At 63.9% G+C, this 13,442-nt stretch carries 12 protein-coding genes; 5 read left to right on the top strand and 7 right to left on the bottom strand.

Features of this window, described 5'->3' with window-relative positions; all coding sequences use genetic code 11:
- Positions 1-24 precede the first annotated feature (24 nt).
- From VWZ85_RS01400 to VWZ85_RS01380, 5 genes are all read left to right on the top strand, one after another.
- Positions 25-978 carry a siderophore ABC transporter substrate-binding protein gene (locus tag VWZ85_RS01400; RefSeq protein ID WP_416586694.1) on the top strand — a complete coding sequence of 318 codons (954 nt, stop codon included), beginning with the start codon at positions 25-27 and terminating at the stop codon, positions 976-978.
- Positions 971-1,966, top strand: coding sequence for an ABC transporter permease (locus VWZ85_RS01395; protein WP_416586691.1), 996 nt, complete (start codon positions 971-973; stop codon positions 1,964-1,966). Before VWZ85_RS01400 ends, VWZ85_RS01395 begins: the two co-directional genes overlap by 8 nt.
- Entirely contained in the window at positions 1,959-2,936 is a 978-nt protein-coding gene (locus VWZ85_RS01390; protein ID WP_416586689.1) for an iron chelate uptake ABC transporter family permease subunit, read from the top strand. Before VWZ85_RS01395 ends, VWZ85_RS01390 begins: the two co-directional genes overlap by 8 nt.
- Positions 2,933-3,691: an ABC transporter ATP-binding protein gene (locus VWZ85_RS01385; RefSeq protein ID WP_416537887.1), complete on the top strand. Its 759-nt coding sequence runs from the start codon at positions 2,933-2,935 to the stop codon at positions 3,689-3,691. The genes VWZ85_RS01390 and VWZ85_RS01385 overlap by 4 nt, the downstream gene beginning before the upstream one ends.
- A gap of 86 nt (positions 3,692-3,777) precedes the next feature.
- Entirely contained in the window at positions 3,778-5,115 is a 1,338-nt protein-coding gene (locus VWZ85_RS01380; RefSeq protein WP_416586686.1) for an NAD(P)/FAD-dependent oxidoreductase, read from the top strand.
- Between the two features lie 19 nt (positions 5,116-5,134).
- Here VWZ85_RS01380 and VWZ85_RS01375 read toward each other — a convergent pair whose 3' ends face one another.
- The 7 genes from VWZ85_RS01375 to VWZ85_RS01345 form a co-directional block, all read right to left on the bottom strand.
- A complete protein-coding gene (locus VWZ85_RS01375) occupies positions 5,135-6,163 on the bottom strand; it encodes a helix-turn-helix domain-containing protein (RefSeq protein WP_416586683.1) in 1,029 nt (342 codons plus the stop codon).
- 88 nt (positions 6,164-6,251) lie between these two features.
- The gene (gene gcvP, locus VWZ85_RS01370) at positions 6,252-9,107 is read right to left on the bottom strand and encodes an aminomethyl-transferring glycine dehydrogenase (protein ID WP_416537884.1); all 2,856 of its coding nucleotides are present in this window, start codon (positions 9,105-9,107) and stop codon (positions 6,252-6,254) included.
- A gap of 112 nt (positions 9,108-9,219) precedes the next feature.
- Positions 9,220-9,585, bottom strand: a complete 366-nt coding sequence (gcvH, locus tag VWZ85_RS01365; protein ID WP_416586681.1) for a glycine cleavage system protein GcvH — start codon at positions 9,583-9,585, stop codon at positions 9,220-9,222.
- An 18-nt stretch (positions 9,586-9,603) separates the two neighbouring features.
- Positions 9,604-10,701, bottom strand: a complete 1,098-nt coding sequence (gcvT, locus tag VWZ85_RS01360; protein ID WP_340547749.1) for a glycine cleavage system aminomethyltransferase GcvT — start codon at positions 10,699-10,701, stop codon at positions 9,604-9,606.
- A 78-nt stretch (positions 10,702-10,779) separates the two neighbouring features.
- Positions 10,780-12,156, bottom strand: a complete 1,377-nt coding sequence (locus VWZ85_RS01355; protein ID WP_416544817.1) for an alanine/glycine:cation symporter family protein — start codon at positions 12,154-12,156, stop codon at positions 10,780-10,782.
- Positions 12,157-12,310: 154 nt separating this feature from the next.
- Positions 12,311-13,273 carry a lipoyl synthase gene (gene lipA, locus VWZ85_RS01350; RefSeq protein WP_416537881.1) on the bottom strand — a complete coding sequence of 321 codons (963 nt, stop codon included), beginning with the start codon at positions 13,271-13,273 and terminating at the stop codon, positions 12,311-12,313.
- The gene (locus VWZ85_RS01345) at positions 13,270-13,416 is read right to left on the bottom strand and encodes a hypothetical protein (RefSeq protein WP_340547809.1); all 147 of its coding nucleotides are present in this window, start codon (positions 13,414-13,416) and stop codon (positions 13,270-13,272) included. Before VWZ85_RS01345 ends, lipA begins: the two co-directional genes overlap by 4 nt.
- Between the last annotated feature and the right edge of the window lie 26 nt (positions 13,417-13,442).

Raw genomic sequence — 13,442 nt, 5'->3', positions numbered from 1 at the left:
TTCCTCCATCTGACGGGATTGAACATGGCAAATTGGACGCGATTGCAGCTGACTGCTGCGCTGGTGCTTGGATTGGTCGGCGCTGCTGCCGCCAATGACGACAGGCCGGAGACACCCCTTCTTGACACCGCGCGGGGCGCGCAGGCTGTGCCGTCGCAGCCGCAGGCCCTCGTGGTGCTGGATGTTGCAGCTGCGGATACGCTGGCGGCACTGGATGTGCCGATGGCCGGGCTGCCATCGCGGCTGTATGTCGATTATCTGAACGCCGAGCAGGCGCAGGCGACCCCGGTCGGGACGCTGTTTGAGCCGGATTTCGAGGCGATTGCCCTGCTGGGGCCGGATCTGATCATTGCGGGCGGACGGTCCTCCGCTCAGGTCGATGCGCTGTCGGAGATTGCGCCCACCGTGGACATGACGATCTGGGGCGCTGATCATGTGGATATCGCGCTGTCACGGCTGCGCAGCTATGGCGCGCTGATGGGCCGGAGCGCGCAGGCCGCCACGCTTGAGGCGGCGTTTCTGACCAAGCTGGAGAGCACCCGCGCCGCCGTTGCCGACCGGGGGCGCGCGCTGATCGTGATGACCAATGGTCCGAAGGTGACAACCTATGGCCGCGAGTCCCGTTTTGGCTGGATTCACAACGCGCTGAACCTGCCCGAAGCGGTGGTCGAGCAACCTGCCGCGGCGGCGGCTGAGGCGGCGGAGGCCGCGCCCCATGGCGAGGCGATTTCCTTTGAATATATCGCTGAGGCGAATCCCGACTGGCTGATCGTCGTGGACCGGGCCAGTGCCATCGGGCAGGACAATCAGGCCGCCGCCGCGACGCTGGACAATCCGCTGGTGACCGGCACTGAGGCCTGGAAGAAAGGTCAGGTCATCTATCTGAACTCCGCCAACATCTACATCGCAGGCGGTGGCATCCAGTCGATGACCGCGACGCTGGAGGATATCCTGGCCGGGTTTGCGCGCGGTGGCTGAAACCGCGGCGCCAGCCCGCGTGTCGGGCGGATCACCGGCGGGGCGGCTGGGCCTGTGTCTGCTGCTGCTGGCGGGTCTGGCGGTGCTGAGCTGCGCGATTGGCGTCACTCAGGTCTCGCCGCTGGCACTGTTTGACGACCCACGGGCGGCGCAGCTGCTGCTGGTCAGCCGCATACCGCGCACGCTGGCGGTGATCCTGACCGGGGCGACGATAGCGGTTGCCGGGGTGATCATGCAGCTGCTGGTGCGCAACCGATTTGTCGAGCCGGGCACCACCGGCACCAATGAGGCGGCGATGCTGGGGCTGCTGGGGGCAACCCTGCTGGCGCCGGCATGGCCGATCTTTGCCAAGATGCTCTGCGCGGCGGTTGCAGCGCTGCTCGGGACGTTGGTCTTTCTGGCGCTGGCCCGGCGCATTCCACCGCAGCGGCCCCTGCTGGTTCCGCTGGTGGGGCTGGTTTATGGCGGCATCCTTGCGGCCTGCGCCAGCTTCGTCGCGTTTCAGGCCGATCTGCTGCAATATCTGGCGATCTGGATGAGTGGCGAGTTTTCCGGCGTCCTGTCAGGCCGTTACGAGCTGTTGTGGCTGGCGGGCGTCCTTGCCGTGCTGGCCTATCTGGTGGCGGATCAATTCACCATTGCCGGTCTGGGAGAGGTCGCCAGCCGGAGCCTCGGTCTGCGCTACCGGCAGGTGCTGGGCTTTGGCGTGGTGGTGGTGTCGCTGGTGTCGGCGCTGGTGATTGTCACCGTGGGCGTGCTGCCCTTTGTCGGGCTGGTGGTGCCCAATCTGGTGTCCCGGATCATGGGCGACAATCTGCGTGAAAGCCTGCCCGTGGTGGCGGCCACCGGCGCCGGGCTGCTGTTGATCTGTGACATGCTGGGGCGGGTCCTGCGGGCGCCCTACGAGATTCCGGCCGGCACGGTGTTCGGGCTGTTCGGAGCGGCGCTGTTCCTCATCATGCTGCTGCGCCGGGGCGCACATGGTTGACCTGTCCTTCTCATGGATCGACCGGCGCCTGTTGCTGCTGGCGGGGCTGCTGATGGGTGCGGCGGTTGGTTTTGTCGGCTGGGGCCTGCCATGGTCCGAGGGCGCCCCATCGCGCTACATCCTTGGGCTGCGCATGACGAAGCTGGCCGGGCTGCTCTGCGTCGGGGCTGCGGTCGGGCTGGCCACTGTGCTGTTCCAGACGCTCAGTCAGAACCGGATCCTGACGCCTTCGATCATGGGGTTCGATGCGCTGTTTCTGCTGACCCAATCGGTGCTGGTTGCGGTTTTCGGCCTTGCGGGGATGGTGCAGCTGTCGGGATTTGCCGGGTTTGCGCTGGACACCGCCGTGATGATGACGGCGGCGCTGCTGTTGTTTACCAGCCTGCTGCGGCGGACCCGGGGGGACATCCAGCTGCTGATCCTTGTTGGCGTGGTGATTGCGGTATTGCTGCGGACGCTGGCCGGGTTTTTGCAGCGGCTGATGGATCCGTCGGCCTTTGCCGTGGTGCAGGGGCGCATGTTTGCGCAGTTCGGCAGTATCGACCGGACCGCCCTGTTGGCGGCGCTGGTGGTGATCCTGCCGGTTGCCCTGTGGCTGCTGCGCCGCTCGGCGCTGCTGGATATCGTGGCCTTGGGACGCGATCAGGCCCGCAGTCTGGGGGTGCGGTATGACCGGCTGCATTTGCAGCTGCTCTGCGTGATTGCGGCGCTGGTTTCGGTTTCTACCGCCCTTGTTGGTCCGCTGGCCTTTCTCGGGCTGCTGGTCACCAGCCTTGCCCATAGCCTGATGCAAAGCCATCGCCACGCACTGCTGCTGCCTGCTTCGGCGCTGATTGCGGCGCTGGTTCTGGTGGCGGGGCAGACCCTGTTCGAGCGGCTTCTGGACCTGCAGTCCAGCCTTGCGATCGTGATCGAATTCTGCGGTGGGCTGCTGTTCATCGTGCTGTTGTTGAAAGGAAAACTGAGATGATCACCGTGGCGGGCCTGTCGTTCACACTGGCCGGAAAGACGATCCTGAACGCGGTTGATGCCAGCCTGCCTGCCGGGAAGATCACCGCGCTGATCGGGCCGAACGGGGCGGGGAAATCGACCCTGCTGAAGCTGATTGCGCAGCAGATGCCTGCAAGTGGCGGCGCGATCACCCTGTCGGGTCGCGATCTGCGCGGGATCAGACCGGATCAGCTGGCGCGGCGCATGGCGGTGGTTGGCCAGCAGCTGGAGGTGGCCAGCCGGGTGCGGGTGCGCGATCTGGTCGGCTTTGGGCGCTGGCCGCATAGTCAGGGGCGGCTGACGGCGCAGGATCACGCCGCGATTGACGCCGCGCTGGCGCAGTTCGGGCTTGACGATCTGACCGACCGGTTTCTGGATGAGCTGTCCGGCGGCCAGCGCCAGCGTGCCTTTATCGCGATGGCCTATGCGCAGGACACCGACTGGCTGCTGCTGGATGAACCGCTCAACAATCTGGATCTGAACCATGCGCGCAACCTGATGGCGCAGCTGCGCCGTCTCGCCGATACCCGTGGCAAAAGCATCGTGATCGTGCTGCATGACCTCAACTATGCGATCAGCTGGGCCGATCATGTGGTGGCGCTGGCTGGGGGGCGCGTCGCCTTTGCCGGTCCGGTTGCCGAGGTTGCGACGGGCGAGACCCTCAGCGCGCTGTACCAGACGCCGGTGGCGCTGCGCGAGATCGAGGGGCGGCGTATTGCCTGCTATCATGGCTGAGGTCGGCCTGTTCGCGTGGGATTGACGGCACCGGGGGGGCTGCGGATAGCTTCTGCGCAGAACCTGACATCTGATGGCACGCCCGAATGAAACGTATCTACGAACCTCTGGCCTATACCGATCGCCCGATCCAGACGCGGTACTGGAACCGGTTTCTGCCCGATCCGGCGCCACGATACGCGCCGCTGCGCGATGAGGTGACGGCGGAATTTGCCATAATCGGAGGCGGCTATACCGGCCTGTCGGCGGCGCTGACCCTGGCCGAAAACGGCGGCGATGTGGTGTTGCTGGATGCCGAACGGCCCGGCTGGGGGGCCTCGGGGCGCAATGGCGGGCTGGTTTCGGTGGGCAGTGCCAAACTGGCCGATGATGCCATTCTGCGCCGCTATGGCGAACCGGATGCGCGCCGGTTCTTTGATGCCGAACGCGCGGCCGTCGATCTGGTGGAGCAGTATCTGGACCGGTTCGCGCTGGAGGTGGATCGCCATTCGCGGGGCTACACCTATGTGGCGCATCGCGCGGACCGTCTGGAGGAGCTCCATGCCTATGGGCAGGAGTACACCCGCCGCTATGATCTGCCGTATGAATTTGTACCAAAGGAAGACATGGCGGCGCAGGGGCTGAACAGCCCGGAGTTCCATGGCGCGGTCCATCTGCCTGTGGGGTTTGCGCTGAACCCGATGAAATTCGTGCTTGGCCTGACCCGCGCGGCAGAGGCGGCGGGGGTGCGGATGTATTCGGACAGTGCCGTCGAGGCGATTGACACGCAGGGTGACGGCTATCTGCTGCGGGTCGCCGACGGGCAGGTCCGCGCCAGGCGGTTGCTGATTGCCACCAATGGCTATTCTTCGGACGATCTGCCGGGTGCATTCGCGGGCCGCTATCTGCCGGTTCAGTCCAATATCATGGTGACCCGCCCGCTGAGCGAGGCCGAGATTGCCGACCAGGGCTGGTGGAGTGAGCAAATGGTCTGCGACAGCCGCACGCTTTTGCATTATCTGCGCCTGTTGCCGGATCGTCGGCTGTTGCTGGGGCTGCGCGGATCGGTGCGGGTGAGCGAGGAGAATATCGCCGCCACCAAAGCCCGCGCGCGGGCGGATTTTGACCGGATGTTCCCGGCCTGGCGCCATGTGGAGACGGAGTATTTCTGGTCCGGGCTGATCTGTATGACCCGCAATCTCGTGCCCTTTGCCGGGGCGGTGCCGGGGCTGGATAACGCCTGGGCCGCGCTCGGGTATCATGGCAGCGGCGTCTGTATGGCGCCTTATGCCGGGGCGCTGATCGCCGATCAGGCGCTGGGGCGCAGCCGCCTGCCGCATCCCGATCTGATGCAGCGTCCGCTGCGCCGGTTTGAGCTGGGCCGCTGGCGGCGGATGTCGCTGCCGCTGGCCTTTGGCTGGTATCGGATCAAGGACCGGATCTGACCGGACCCCGGCAGCGGCATCAGAGCGGCGCGCTATGCGGCTGGTGGATCCGGCTCTGTCGCAGGCTGTCCGGGGCCGGGCCGCGAAAGGCGCTGCGGCGGATCACGTCCGGCGCATGGCCATAGGTTTCGCGGATGTGCTGGCTGAGGCTCTGATAGCTGCCAAAGCCGGTGGCGACCGCGACCTGACGCAGCGGTATATCGGTCTGGGTCAAGAGCTGATGGGCGCGTTCGATCCGCAAGGACCGGTAAACGCTGAGCGGCGAGCGTTCAAAATGGCGGGTAAAGCGCCGTTGCAGGCAGCGGGTGGAGACATTCAGCATATCGGCCAGTTCGGCCACCGACAGCGGCGTTTCGATATGGTCCTGCATCACGGCGAGGCATTGGGTGATCAGCCCGTCGCCTGCGGATTTCTGTTCTAGGTTCAGCGCAATACGGCTCTTCTTGGGGCGTTTGCCGGTATCAAGACCGAGGTAATGCGCCATGCCATTCGCGGCCAGTCGCCCGCAGTCGGCGGCGATGATATCCAGCAGCATATGCGGGGAGGCAAAACTGCAAATCGCCGAATGCACGGTGCCGGAGGCGGCAGTGGCGGCGCCGTCCTGATCCTGACGCAGGCTGCATTCCCCGGCCGAGGCGAGGAAATTCGGATGGATCGCCAGATGGTGATCGCCGCCGCGCGCCAGCGCATCCAGCAGGAACACCGCACCGCCGACAAAGGCGCTGCGCTCTGACAGGCGCATCACCTGATTGACGCGGGCGCGTTCCTTGGCATTCAGCTGCCAGCGGCTGTGAATATCGCCCAGAAACACCACGAGCGCGCGGGCGCGACCGGCAACCGGGCCGCTGGCGAGTATATCCAGACCACAGACGCGCACCCGGTATTGCACCCCGTCCAGCAGATCGTTTGCGGCGTCGAACAGGTCGATGATGATCTGGGCGCGGGATCGTGGCGCGCCGTCGGGAAGGACGACATCAATGTGACGCAGGCCACGGCCACCGGTGCGGGCAATCTCGCTATCGCCGTGGGGCCGGGAATGAAGTGTCATCTGTCTGCCTCGCATACGGTGAGCGGGATGGATCGGCATAGGGGTGCCGCCGGTGGGAACCGGCGACACCTTGGGTCTTGGCGTGGATTTATTCCGCCGCCTCTGCGTAATCCTCCATCGGAGGGCAGGTGCAGATCAGGTTGCGGTCGCCATAGGCATTGTCGACGCGGTTCACCGCCGGCCAGTATTTATCCACACCGAGGTTGCCCGGAGGGAAGCAGGCCTGTTCGCGGCTGTAGGGGCGATCCCACTCACCGACCAGATCGCGCACGGTGTGTGGTGCGTGCTTCAGCGGGTTGTTTTCGGCGTCGATCTTGCCGTCGATGATGTCCTGCGCCTCCGACCGGATGGACAGCATGGCATCGCAGAAGCGGTCCAGCTCGTCCTTGGGTTCGGATTCGGTCGGCTCCACCATCAGCGTGCCCGCCACCGGCCAGGACATGGTCGGCGCGTGGAAACCGCTGTCGATCAGGCGCTTGGCCACATCATCCACGGTCACGCCGCCGTCGTCATTCAGCGGACGGGTGTCCAGAATGCACTCATGCGCCACCCGACCGGATTCGGAGGTGTAGAGGATCGGATAGGCATCCTTCAGACGTGCCGCGATGTAGTTGGCGTTGAGGATCGCAACCTTCGTCGCCTGCGTGAGGCCAGCCCCCCCCATCAGCAGCACATAGGCCCAGCTGACCGGCAGGATCGAGGGCGAGCCGAAGGGCGCTGCCGAGACAGGACCCACGGCGGTGCCGTATTCCGGGTGACCCGGCAGGTGTTCGGTCAGATGCGCCTTGACGCCGATCGGACCCATGCCGGGGCCGCCACCGCCATGCGGGATGCAGAAGGTCTTGTGCAGGTTCAGGTGGCTGACGTCGCCGCCAATGTCACCCGGACGGGACAGGCCGACCATCGCGTTCATATTTGCACCGTCGATATAGACCTGACCGCCGTGCTCATGGGTGATCTGGCAGACCTCCTGAACGGTGGTCTCGAACACGCCGTGCGTGGAGGGGTAGGTGATCATGCAGGCGGCGAGGTGGTCCGAGTGTTTCTCGGCCTTTTCGCGGAAATCCGCGACGTCGATATTGCCTTTGTCATCCGCCTTGATCGGAACCACCTGATAGCCAACCATCTGCGCGGTGGCCGGATTGGTGCCATGGGCGGAGGTCGGGATCAGGCAGACGTTGCGATGACCCTGACCGTTTGCCGCGTGGTAGTTGCGGATGGTCAGAAGGCCTGCATATTCGCCCTGCGCGCCAGAGTTCGGCTGCTGGGAGATCGCATCATAACCGGTGATCTGGCAGAGCTTGTCGTTCAGATCGGCGATCATCTCATGGTAGCCCTGCGCCTGATCTTCGGGAACGAAGGGGTGCAGGTTGCTGAATTCCGGCCAGGTGACCGGGATCATCTCGATGGTCGCGTTCAGCTTCATGGTGCAGGAGCCAAGTGGGATCATCGCACGGTCCAGCGCCAGATCGCGGTCAGCCAGACGGCGCATGTAGCGGGTGATCTCGGCCTCGGCCCGGTTCTTGTGGAAGATCGGGTGGGTGAGATAGGCGCTCTCGCGCAGCATGGCTTCGGGCAGGCGGTACTGCTTGTTGGAGCTGTCGTCCTTGCGGTCGATGCCAAAGGCACCCCAGACGGCCTCGATGGTTTCGGCGCGGGTCTGTTCGTCGAGCGAGATGCCGACCTTGGTTTCGCCGACGCGGCGCAGGTTGATGCCGCGCTGAACAGCGGCTTCCATGACGGTTTTCTGCAGGTGACCCACCTCAACCGTGATGGTGTCAAAGAAGACTTCCGGTTCGACCTTGAACCCGGCCTGTTCCAGACCAGCCGCCATGCGGGCGGTCTTGCGGTGCACGGATTGCGCAATCGCCTTGATGCCATCGGGGCCGTGGTAGACCGCATACATCGACGCGATCACCGCCAGCAGCGCCTGTGCGGTACAGACGTTGGAATTGGCTTTTTCGCGGCGGATGTGCTGTTCGCGGGTTTGCAGCGACAGGCGATAGGCCTTGTTGCCGCGGGCATCGACGGACACGCCGATGATCCGGCCGGGCATGGAGCGCTTCAGCTTGTCGGTGGTCGCCATATAGGCCGCGTGCGGGCCGCCGTAGCCCATCGGGACGCCGAACCGCTGGGTCGAGCCGATGGCGATATCGGCGCCCATTTCGCCGGGGGATTTCAGCAGCGCCAGCGACAGGATATCCGCCGCGACAACCGCAACGCCCTTGTTGTCATGCAGGGCGGCGATCTGGTCGCTGAAATCGGTGACATGGCCGTGGGTGCCGGGATACTGGAAGATCGCGCCAAAGACGGCGGCGGCCTCCAGTTCGGAGGGATCGGCGACAACAACGTCGATGCCCAGAGGTTCGGCGCGGGTCTGGATCACGGCGACGGTCTGCGGGTGGCAGTTCTTGTCCACGAAGAAGGCCGCGTTATTCGCCTTGGAGCGCGACCCACGATGGGCCATCGCCATGGCTTCGGCCGCGGCGGTGGCTTCGTCGAGCAGCGAGGCATTGGCCACCGGCAGGCCGGTCAGATCGCTGACCATGGTCTGGAAGTTCAGCAGCGCCTCAAGACGACCCTGCGAAATCTCAGGCTGGTAAGGCGTGTAAGCCGTGTACCAGGCGGGGTTTTCCAGGATGTTGCGCAGGATCGGCGCCGGGGTGGTGGTGCCGTGGTAGCCCTGACCGATCAGCGAGGTCAGCACCTTGTTCTTGCCCGCGATCTCTCGCATGTGGAACAGCGCATCGCGTTCGGTCATCGCCGGACCCCAGTCCAGCGCCTCTTTCTGGCGGATGGCGGGGGGCACGGTGGCGTCGATCAGCTCATCGAGGGTGTTGAAACCGATGGTTTTGAGCATATCGGCCATTTCACGCGGGCTGGGCCCGATGTGGCGGCGATTGGCAAAATCATAAGCTTCGTAATCAGTCAGTTTGAAGGCCATGTGGAGCGCTCCTGTTGCGAGGGGTCGCCTGCCGAGGCTGCGGGAGCCTCCGGCGGGGATATTTAGAGCCAGAAGATGCGGCGGAGCCGGTTGCCGGATCCGCCGCGCAGGATCAGCCGATCAGCGCCTTGTAGCCGTCCAGATCCATCAGATCCTCCAGCTGCGAGGTGTCGGAGAGTTTGATCTTGTAGATCCAGGCCGCGCCTTCGGGGTCTTCGTTCAGGGCGCCGGGGTTGTCGGCCAGAGTCTCGTTGATGGCGGTGATCTCGCCATCGAGCGGGGCGTAGATTTCCGACGCGGCCTTCACCGATTCAATGACGCCGATCTCGCCGCCTTTTTCAAATTCCTCGCTGCTGCCCTGCTGCTCGATGAAGACAACTTCACCCAGCTGCTCGGCGGCATGTTTGGTGATGCCGAGCGTGGCGGTGTCGCCCTCGACGGTGATCCATTCGTGGTCTTCGGAATAATAGGTGGTCATCTCGGGTACTCCTGGAGCTTAACGTTTGTAGTTCTGGGTGACGAAGGGCAGCGCGGTGATTTCTGCATCATGGGGCTTGCCACGGATGATCAGCTTGACCTGTTCGCCCGGTTTGCCATGCGGCGCGGCGACATAGCCCATGGCGACCGGGCCGCCGACGGTGGGGCCAAAGCAGCCGGAGGTGATTTCACCGATGGTATTGCCGTCGGCGCATTGGATTTCAACGTGCTGACGGGCGGGCGCGCGACCGGAGGGTTTGATGCCGACCAGTTTCTTCGCGGCCCCCTCGGCCAGCTCTTTCTGGATGCGGGCGGCACCGGGGAAGCCGCCCTCTTCCTTGCGGCGTTTCTGGATCGCCCAGGCCAGCGAGGCCTCGATCGGGGAGGTCGACTGGTCGATGTCATTGCCATAAAGGCAGAGACCGGCCTCCAGACGCAGGGAGTCGCGCGCGCCCAGACCGGCGGGTTCGCAATCGTCATGGGCCAGGAACAGCCTGGTGATGCGTTCGGCGTCAGCCTCGGGGATGGAAATCTCATAGCCGTCTTCGCCGGTGTACCCGAGGCGGGAAATGCGGCATTCCACGCCGTCGATATCGGCAAGGATGGTTTCCATGAATGTCATCTCGCGGGCGGCGGGGCAAAGGTCGCCCACCACATTTTCGGCTGCCGGGCCCTGAACGGCGACCAGCGCGCGGTCGAAGATCTCGGTCACCTCGACACCGTCGAGATGCGCCTTCATATGGGGGATGTCCTGATGGCGCAGGGCGGCGTTCACCACCACGAAGTAATGATCGCCGGCATTGGAGACGATGAGGTCGTCCATGATGCCGCCATCGTCATTGGTGAAGAAGCCATAGCGTGCCTTGCCTTCCTTGAGGGTGGCAAAGGCCTGCGGGCAGAGCGCCTCCAGCTTTTCGCCGACGTTGTCGCCGCGCAGGATCACCTGGCCCATGTGGCTGACATCGAACAGCGCAGCCTTTTCGCGGCACTGTTTGTGCTCTCCCATGATGCCCATGGGGTACTGGACCGGCATTTCCCAGCCGGCAAAATCCACCATCTTGCCGCCGAGGGCGACATGCAGGTCATAGAGCGGGGTACGTTTCGGCGCGTCGGTCATAGCGTCTTGCCCTTGAATTGATGTGGTTGAAAAGCCGGGGCGCGACGCCTGCCGCGCCCCGATGTCGGTTGGTCTTGATTATTCTGCCGCGCCTTTGCTCGGCTCTTCGGTCTGCCCGTTGGAGGCAAAGAACTCTTTCGTCACCTTGAAGACGACCGGGCTCAGCAGGGCGAGGGCGATCAGGTTCGGGATCGCCATCATCGCGTTCAGCGTATCCGCCAGCAGCCAGATGAAGCCCAGATCCGCCGTGGCCCCGAAGTAGATCGCGACGATCCACAGCACACGGTAGCCGATCAGCACCTTGGCACCCAGAAGATAGCCGACGCATTTCTCGCCATAGTAGGACCAGCCCAGAATGGTGGTAAAGGCAAAGATCGACAGCGCGATGGCGATCACATAGCCGCCAAAGCCGGGCAGGGAGGTTTCAAAGGCCAGCGAGGTCAGCGCTGCACCGCTTTCGCCCGAGGTCCAGGCGCCGGAGGCGATGATGGCCAGACCGGTGATGGAACAGACGATGATGGTGTCGATGAAGGTGCCCAGCATGGCGATCAGGCCCTGATTTACCGGACCTTTGGTTTCAGCTGCGGCATGGGCGATCGGGGCGGAGCCAAGACCGGCTTCGTTCGAGAACACGCCACGGGCCACACCAAAGCGGATTGCTGCCCAGACAGCGGCCCCGGCAAAGCCGCCTTCAGCGGCCGAGGGGGTGAACGCATAGGTGAAGACAAGACCCAAGGCATGGCCCAGCTGATCGGCGTTGATGATCAGAACCAGCAGGCCGATCGTGACATAGCTGACCGCCATGAAGGGGACCAGTTTCCCGGCCACCGCACCGATGCGGGTGATGCCGCCAAGGATCACGGCGCCGGTCAGCACCATCAGCACGATACCGGTGATGGAGGGGTTGAAGCCGAAGTTGGTTTCCAGCACCTGTGCCACACCATTGGCCTGGACACCATTGCCGATGCCGAAGGCGGCGATTGCCCCGAACAGCGCAAAGGCAAAGCCGAGCCAGGCCCAGTTCGCGCCAAGCCCGTTCTTGATGTAATACATCGGGCCGCCGACATAATTGCCCTGGCTGTCCTGTTCGCGGTATTTTACCGCCAGCACGGCTTCGGAGTATTTAGTGGCCATGCCGACCAGTGCGGTCATCCACATCCAGAACAGCGCGCCGGGGCCGCCGAGGAACACGGCGGTGGCAACGCCGGCGATATTGCCGGTGCCGATGGTGGCCGACAGCGCGGTCATCAGCGCGTTAAACGGGGTGATCTGGCCCTCGCCATCTCCGGCCTCGCGGCCCTTGAACAGCAGGGCAAAGCCGGTGCCGATGCGCAGGATGGGCATCAGCTTCAGCCCGATCTGCAAGAACAGGCCAACGCCGAGAATGAGGACCAGCATCAGCGGTCCCCAGACGATCCCGTTGATATAGCCCACAATCGAATTCAAAACTTCCATAATTTTCCTCCCTTTGGGTGGTGGTCCTTGGCCTATGAGTGCCTGTCCCGGCCTTTGCTGCGGTTCGCGACCGATGACAAGTCGATTTCCCGGTCCTGCCCCTCCTGCCGCGACCCACCAGTCGCGGGGCAATCCCGGCCCGAGGGGTGGTCCGTTAGTCGGCACCCCCCGCAAGGCTGTCGCCAAGCTGCCTGTTGCGGGCTTCCTTGAGCGCCGCAAAATCCTCATCCGCGTGAAAGGAAGAGCGGGTCAGAGGTGTCGCCGAGACACCAAGGAACCCTTTGCTTCGGGCCATGCGTTCGATCTGCTCAAACTCCTCCGGGGTGACGAAGCGATCAATCGGATGGTGTTTCGGGGTGGGCTGAAGATACTGTCCCACGGTCAGGAAATCGACGTCCGCAGCGCGCAGATCATCCATCACCTGACGCAGGTCTTCCAGGGTTTCTCCCATGCCGACCATCAGGCCGGATTTGGTAAAAACCTGTGGATTGGCGCGTTTGGCGTCATCCAGCAGCCGCAGCGAGCTGTAATACCGCGCACCGGGGCGGACACGGGGGTAGAGATGTGGGACGGTTTCCAGATTGTGGTTGAACACATCCGGGGCCGCGTCAAAGACGATCTTTGCGGCATCACCCTTGCCCAGAAAATCCGGGGTCAGCACCTCAATCGTGGTGCCGGGGGTCTGGTGGCGCACGGCGCGGATGGTCTGGGCGATATGCGCCGCGCCGCCGTCCTCCAGATCATCGCGATCAACGCTGGTGATCACGACATGGCGCAGCGCCAGTTTCTTGACCGCCTGTGCCACCCGACCGGGCTCAAAGGCGTCCAGCGCATCGGGGCGACCGGTCGAGACATTGCAGAAGGAACAGCCGCGGGTGCAGATCTCGCCCATGATCATCATGGTGGCATGACGTTTGGACCAGCATTCGCCGATATTGGGGCAGGCGGCCTCTTCGCAGACGGTGGTCAGATTGTGATCCCGCATCAGGCGGCGGGTCTCGAAATACTCGGCGCTCTCGATTTTCTTGCGGCGGATCCACTTCGGTTTGCGGGGGATCTCGCTATCGGCCTTTTTCGATTTTTCCGGGTGGCGGAGCCGCGGCATGGGGACGTTCATCCTACGGCCTCCTTACGCTTGCCGACAAAGGCACCTTCGGGACCGGTCTTGGCGATAGCAGGCATCGAGGTTGAAAAGCGTTTGTCCACCGCGACATAGCCCGCAGGGCCGTCACCGATAACGATCCGATCATAAAGGCTCATCTCTGCCCCTCACTATTGTCTGTCAG

This window comes from Phaeobacter sp. JH20_29 (genome assembly GCF_048056175.1).
GTDB classification, from domain to species: Bacteria; Pseudomonadota; Alphaproteobacteria; order Rhodobacterales; family Rhodobacteraceae; genus Phaeobacter; species Phaeobacter bryozoorum.
This window is presented reverse-complemented; position numbering and strand designations above follow the sequence as displayed.

What these genes read in the sequence shown, in the direction of transcription:
- VWZ85_RS01385 (WP_416537887.1), top strand. Translation starts at nt 2,933, where the DNA reads ATGATCACCGTGGCGGGCCTGTCGTTCACACTGGCCGGAAAGACGATC.
- lipA (WP_416537881.1), bottom strand. Translation starts at nt 13,273, where the DNA reads ATGAACGTCCCCATGCCGCGGCTCCGCCACCCGGAAAAATCGAAAAAG.
- VWZ85_RS01390 (WP_416586689.1), top strand. Translation starts at nt 1,959, where the DNA reads ATGGTTGACCTGTCCTTCTCATGGATCGACCGGCGCCTGTTGCTGCTG.
- VWZ85_RS01375 (WP_416586683.1), bottom strand. Translation starts at nt 6,163, where the DNA reads ATGACACTTCATTCCCGGCCCCACGGCGATAGCGAGATTGCCCGCACC.
- VWZ85_RS01345 (WP_340547809.1), bottom strand. Translation starts at nt 13,416, where the DNA reads ATGAGCCTTTATGATCGGATCGTTATCGGTGACGGCCCTGCGGGCTAT.
- VWZ85_RS01355 (WP_416544817.1), bottom strand. Translation starts at nt 12,156, where the DNA reads ATGGAAGTTTTGAATTCGATTGTGGGCTATATCAACGGGATCGTCTGG.
- gcvT (WP_340547749.1), bottom strand. Translation starts at nt 10,701, where the DNA reads ATGACCGACGCGCCGAAACGTACCCCGCTCTATGACCTGCATGTCGCC.
- gcvH (WP_416586681.1), bottom strand. Translation starts at nt 9,585, where the DNA reads ATGACCACCTATTATTCCGAAGACCACGAATGGATCACCGTCGAGGGC.
- VWZ85_RS01380 (WP_416586686.1), top strand. Translation starts at nt 3,778, where the DNA reads ATGAAACGTATCTACGAACCTCTGGCCTATACCGATCGCCCGATCCAG.
- VWZ85_RS01400 (WP_416586694.1), top strand. Translation starts at nt 25, where the DNA reads ATGGCAAATTGGACGCGATTGCAGCTGACTGCTGCGCTGGTGCTTGGA.
- gcvP (WP_416537884.1), bottom strand. Translation starts at nt 9,107, where the DNA reads ATGGCCTTCAAACTGACTGATTACGAAGCTTATGATTTTGCCAATCGC.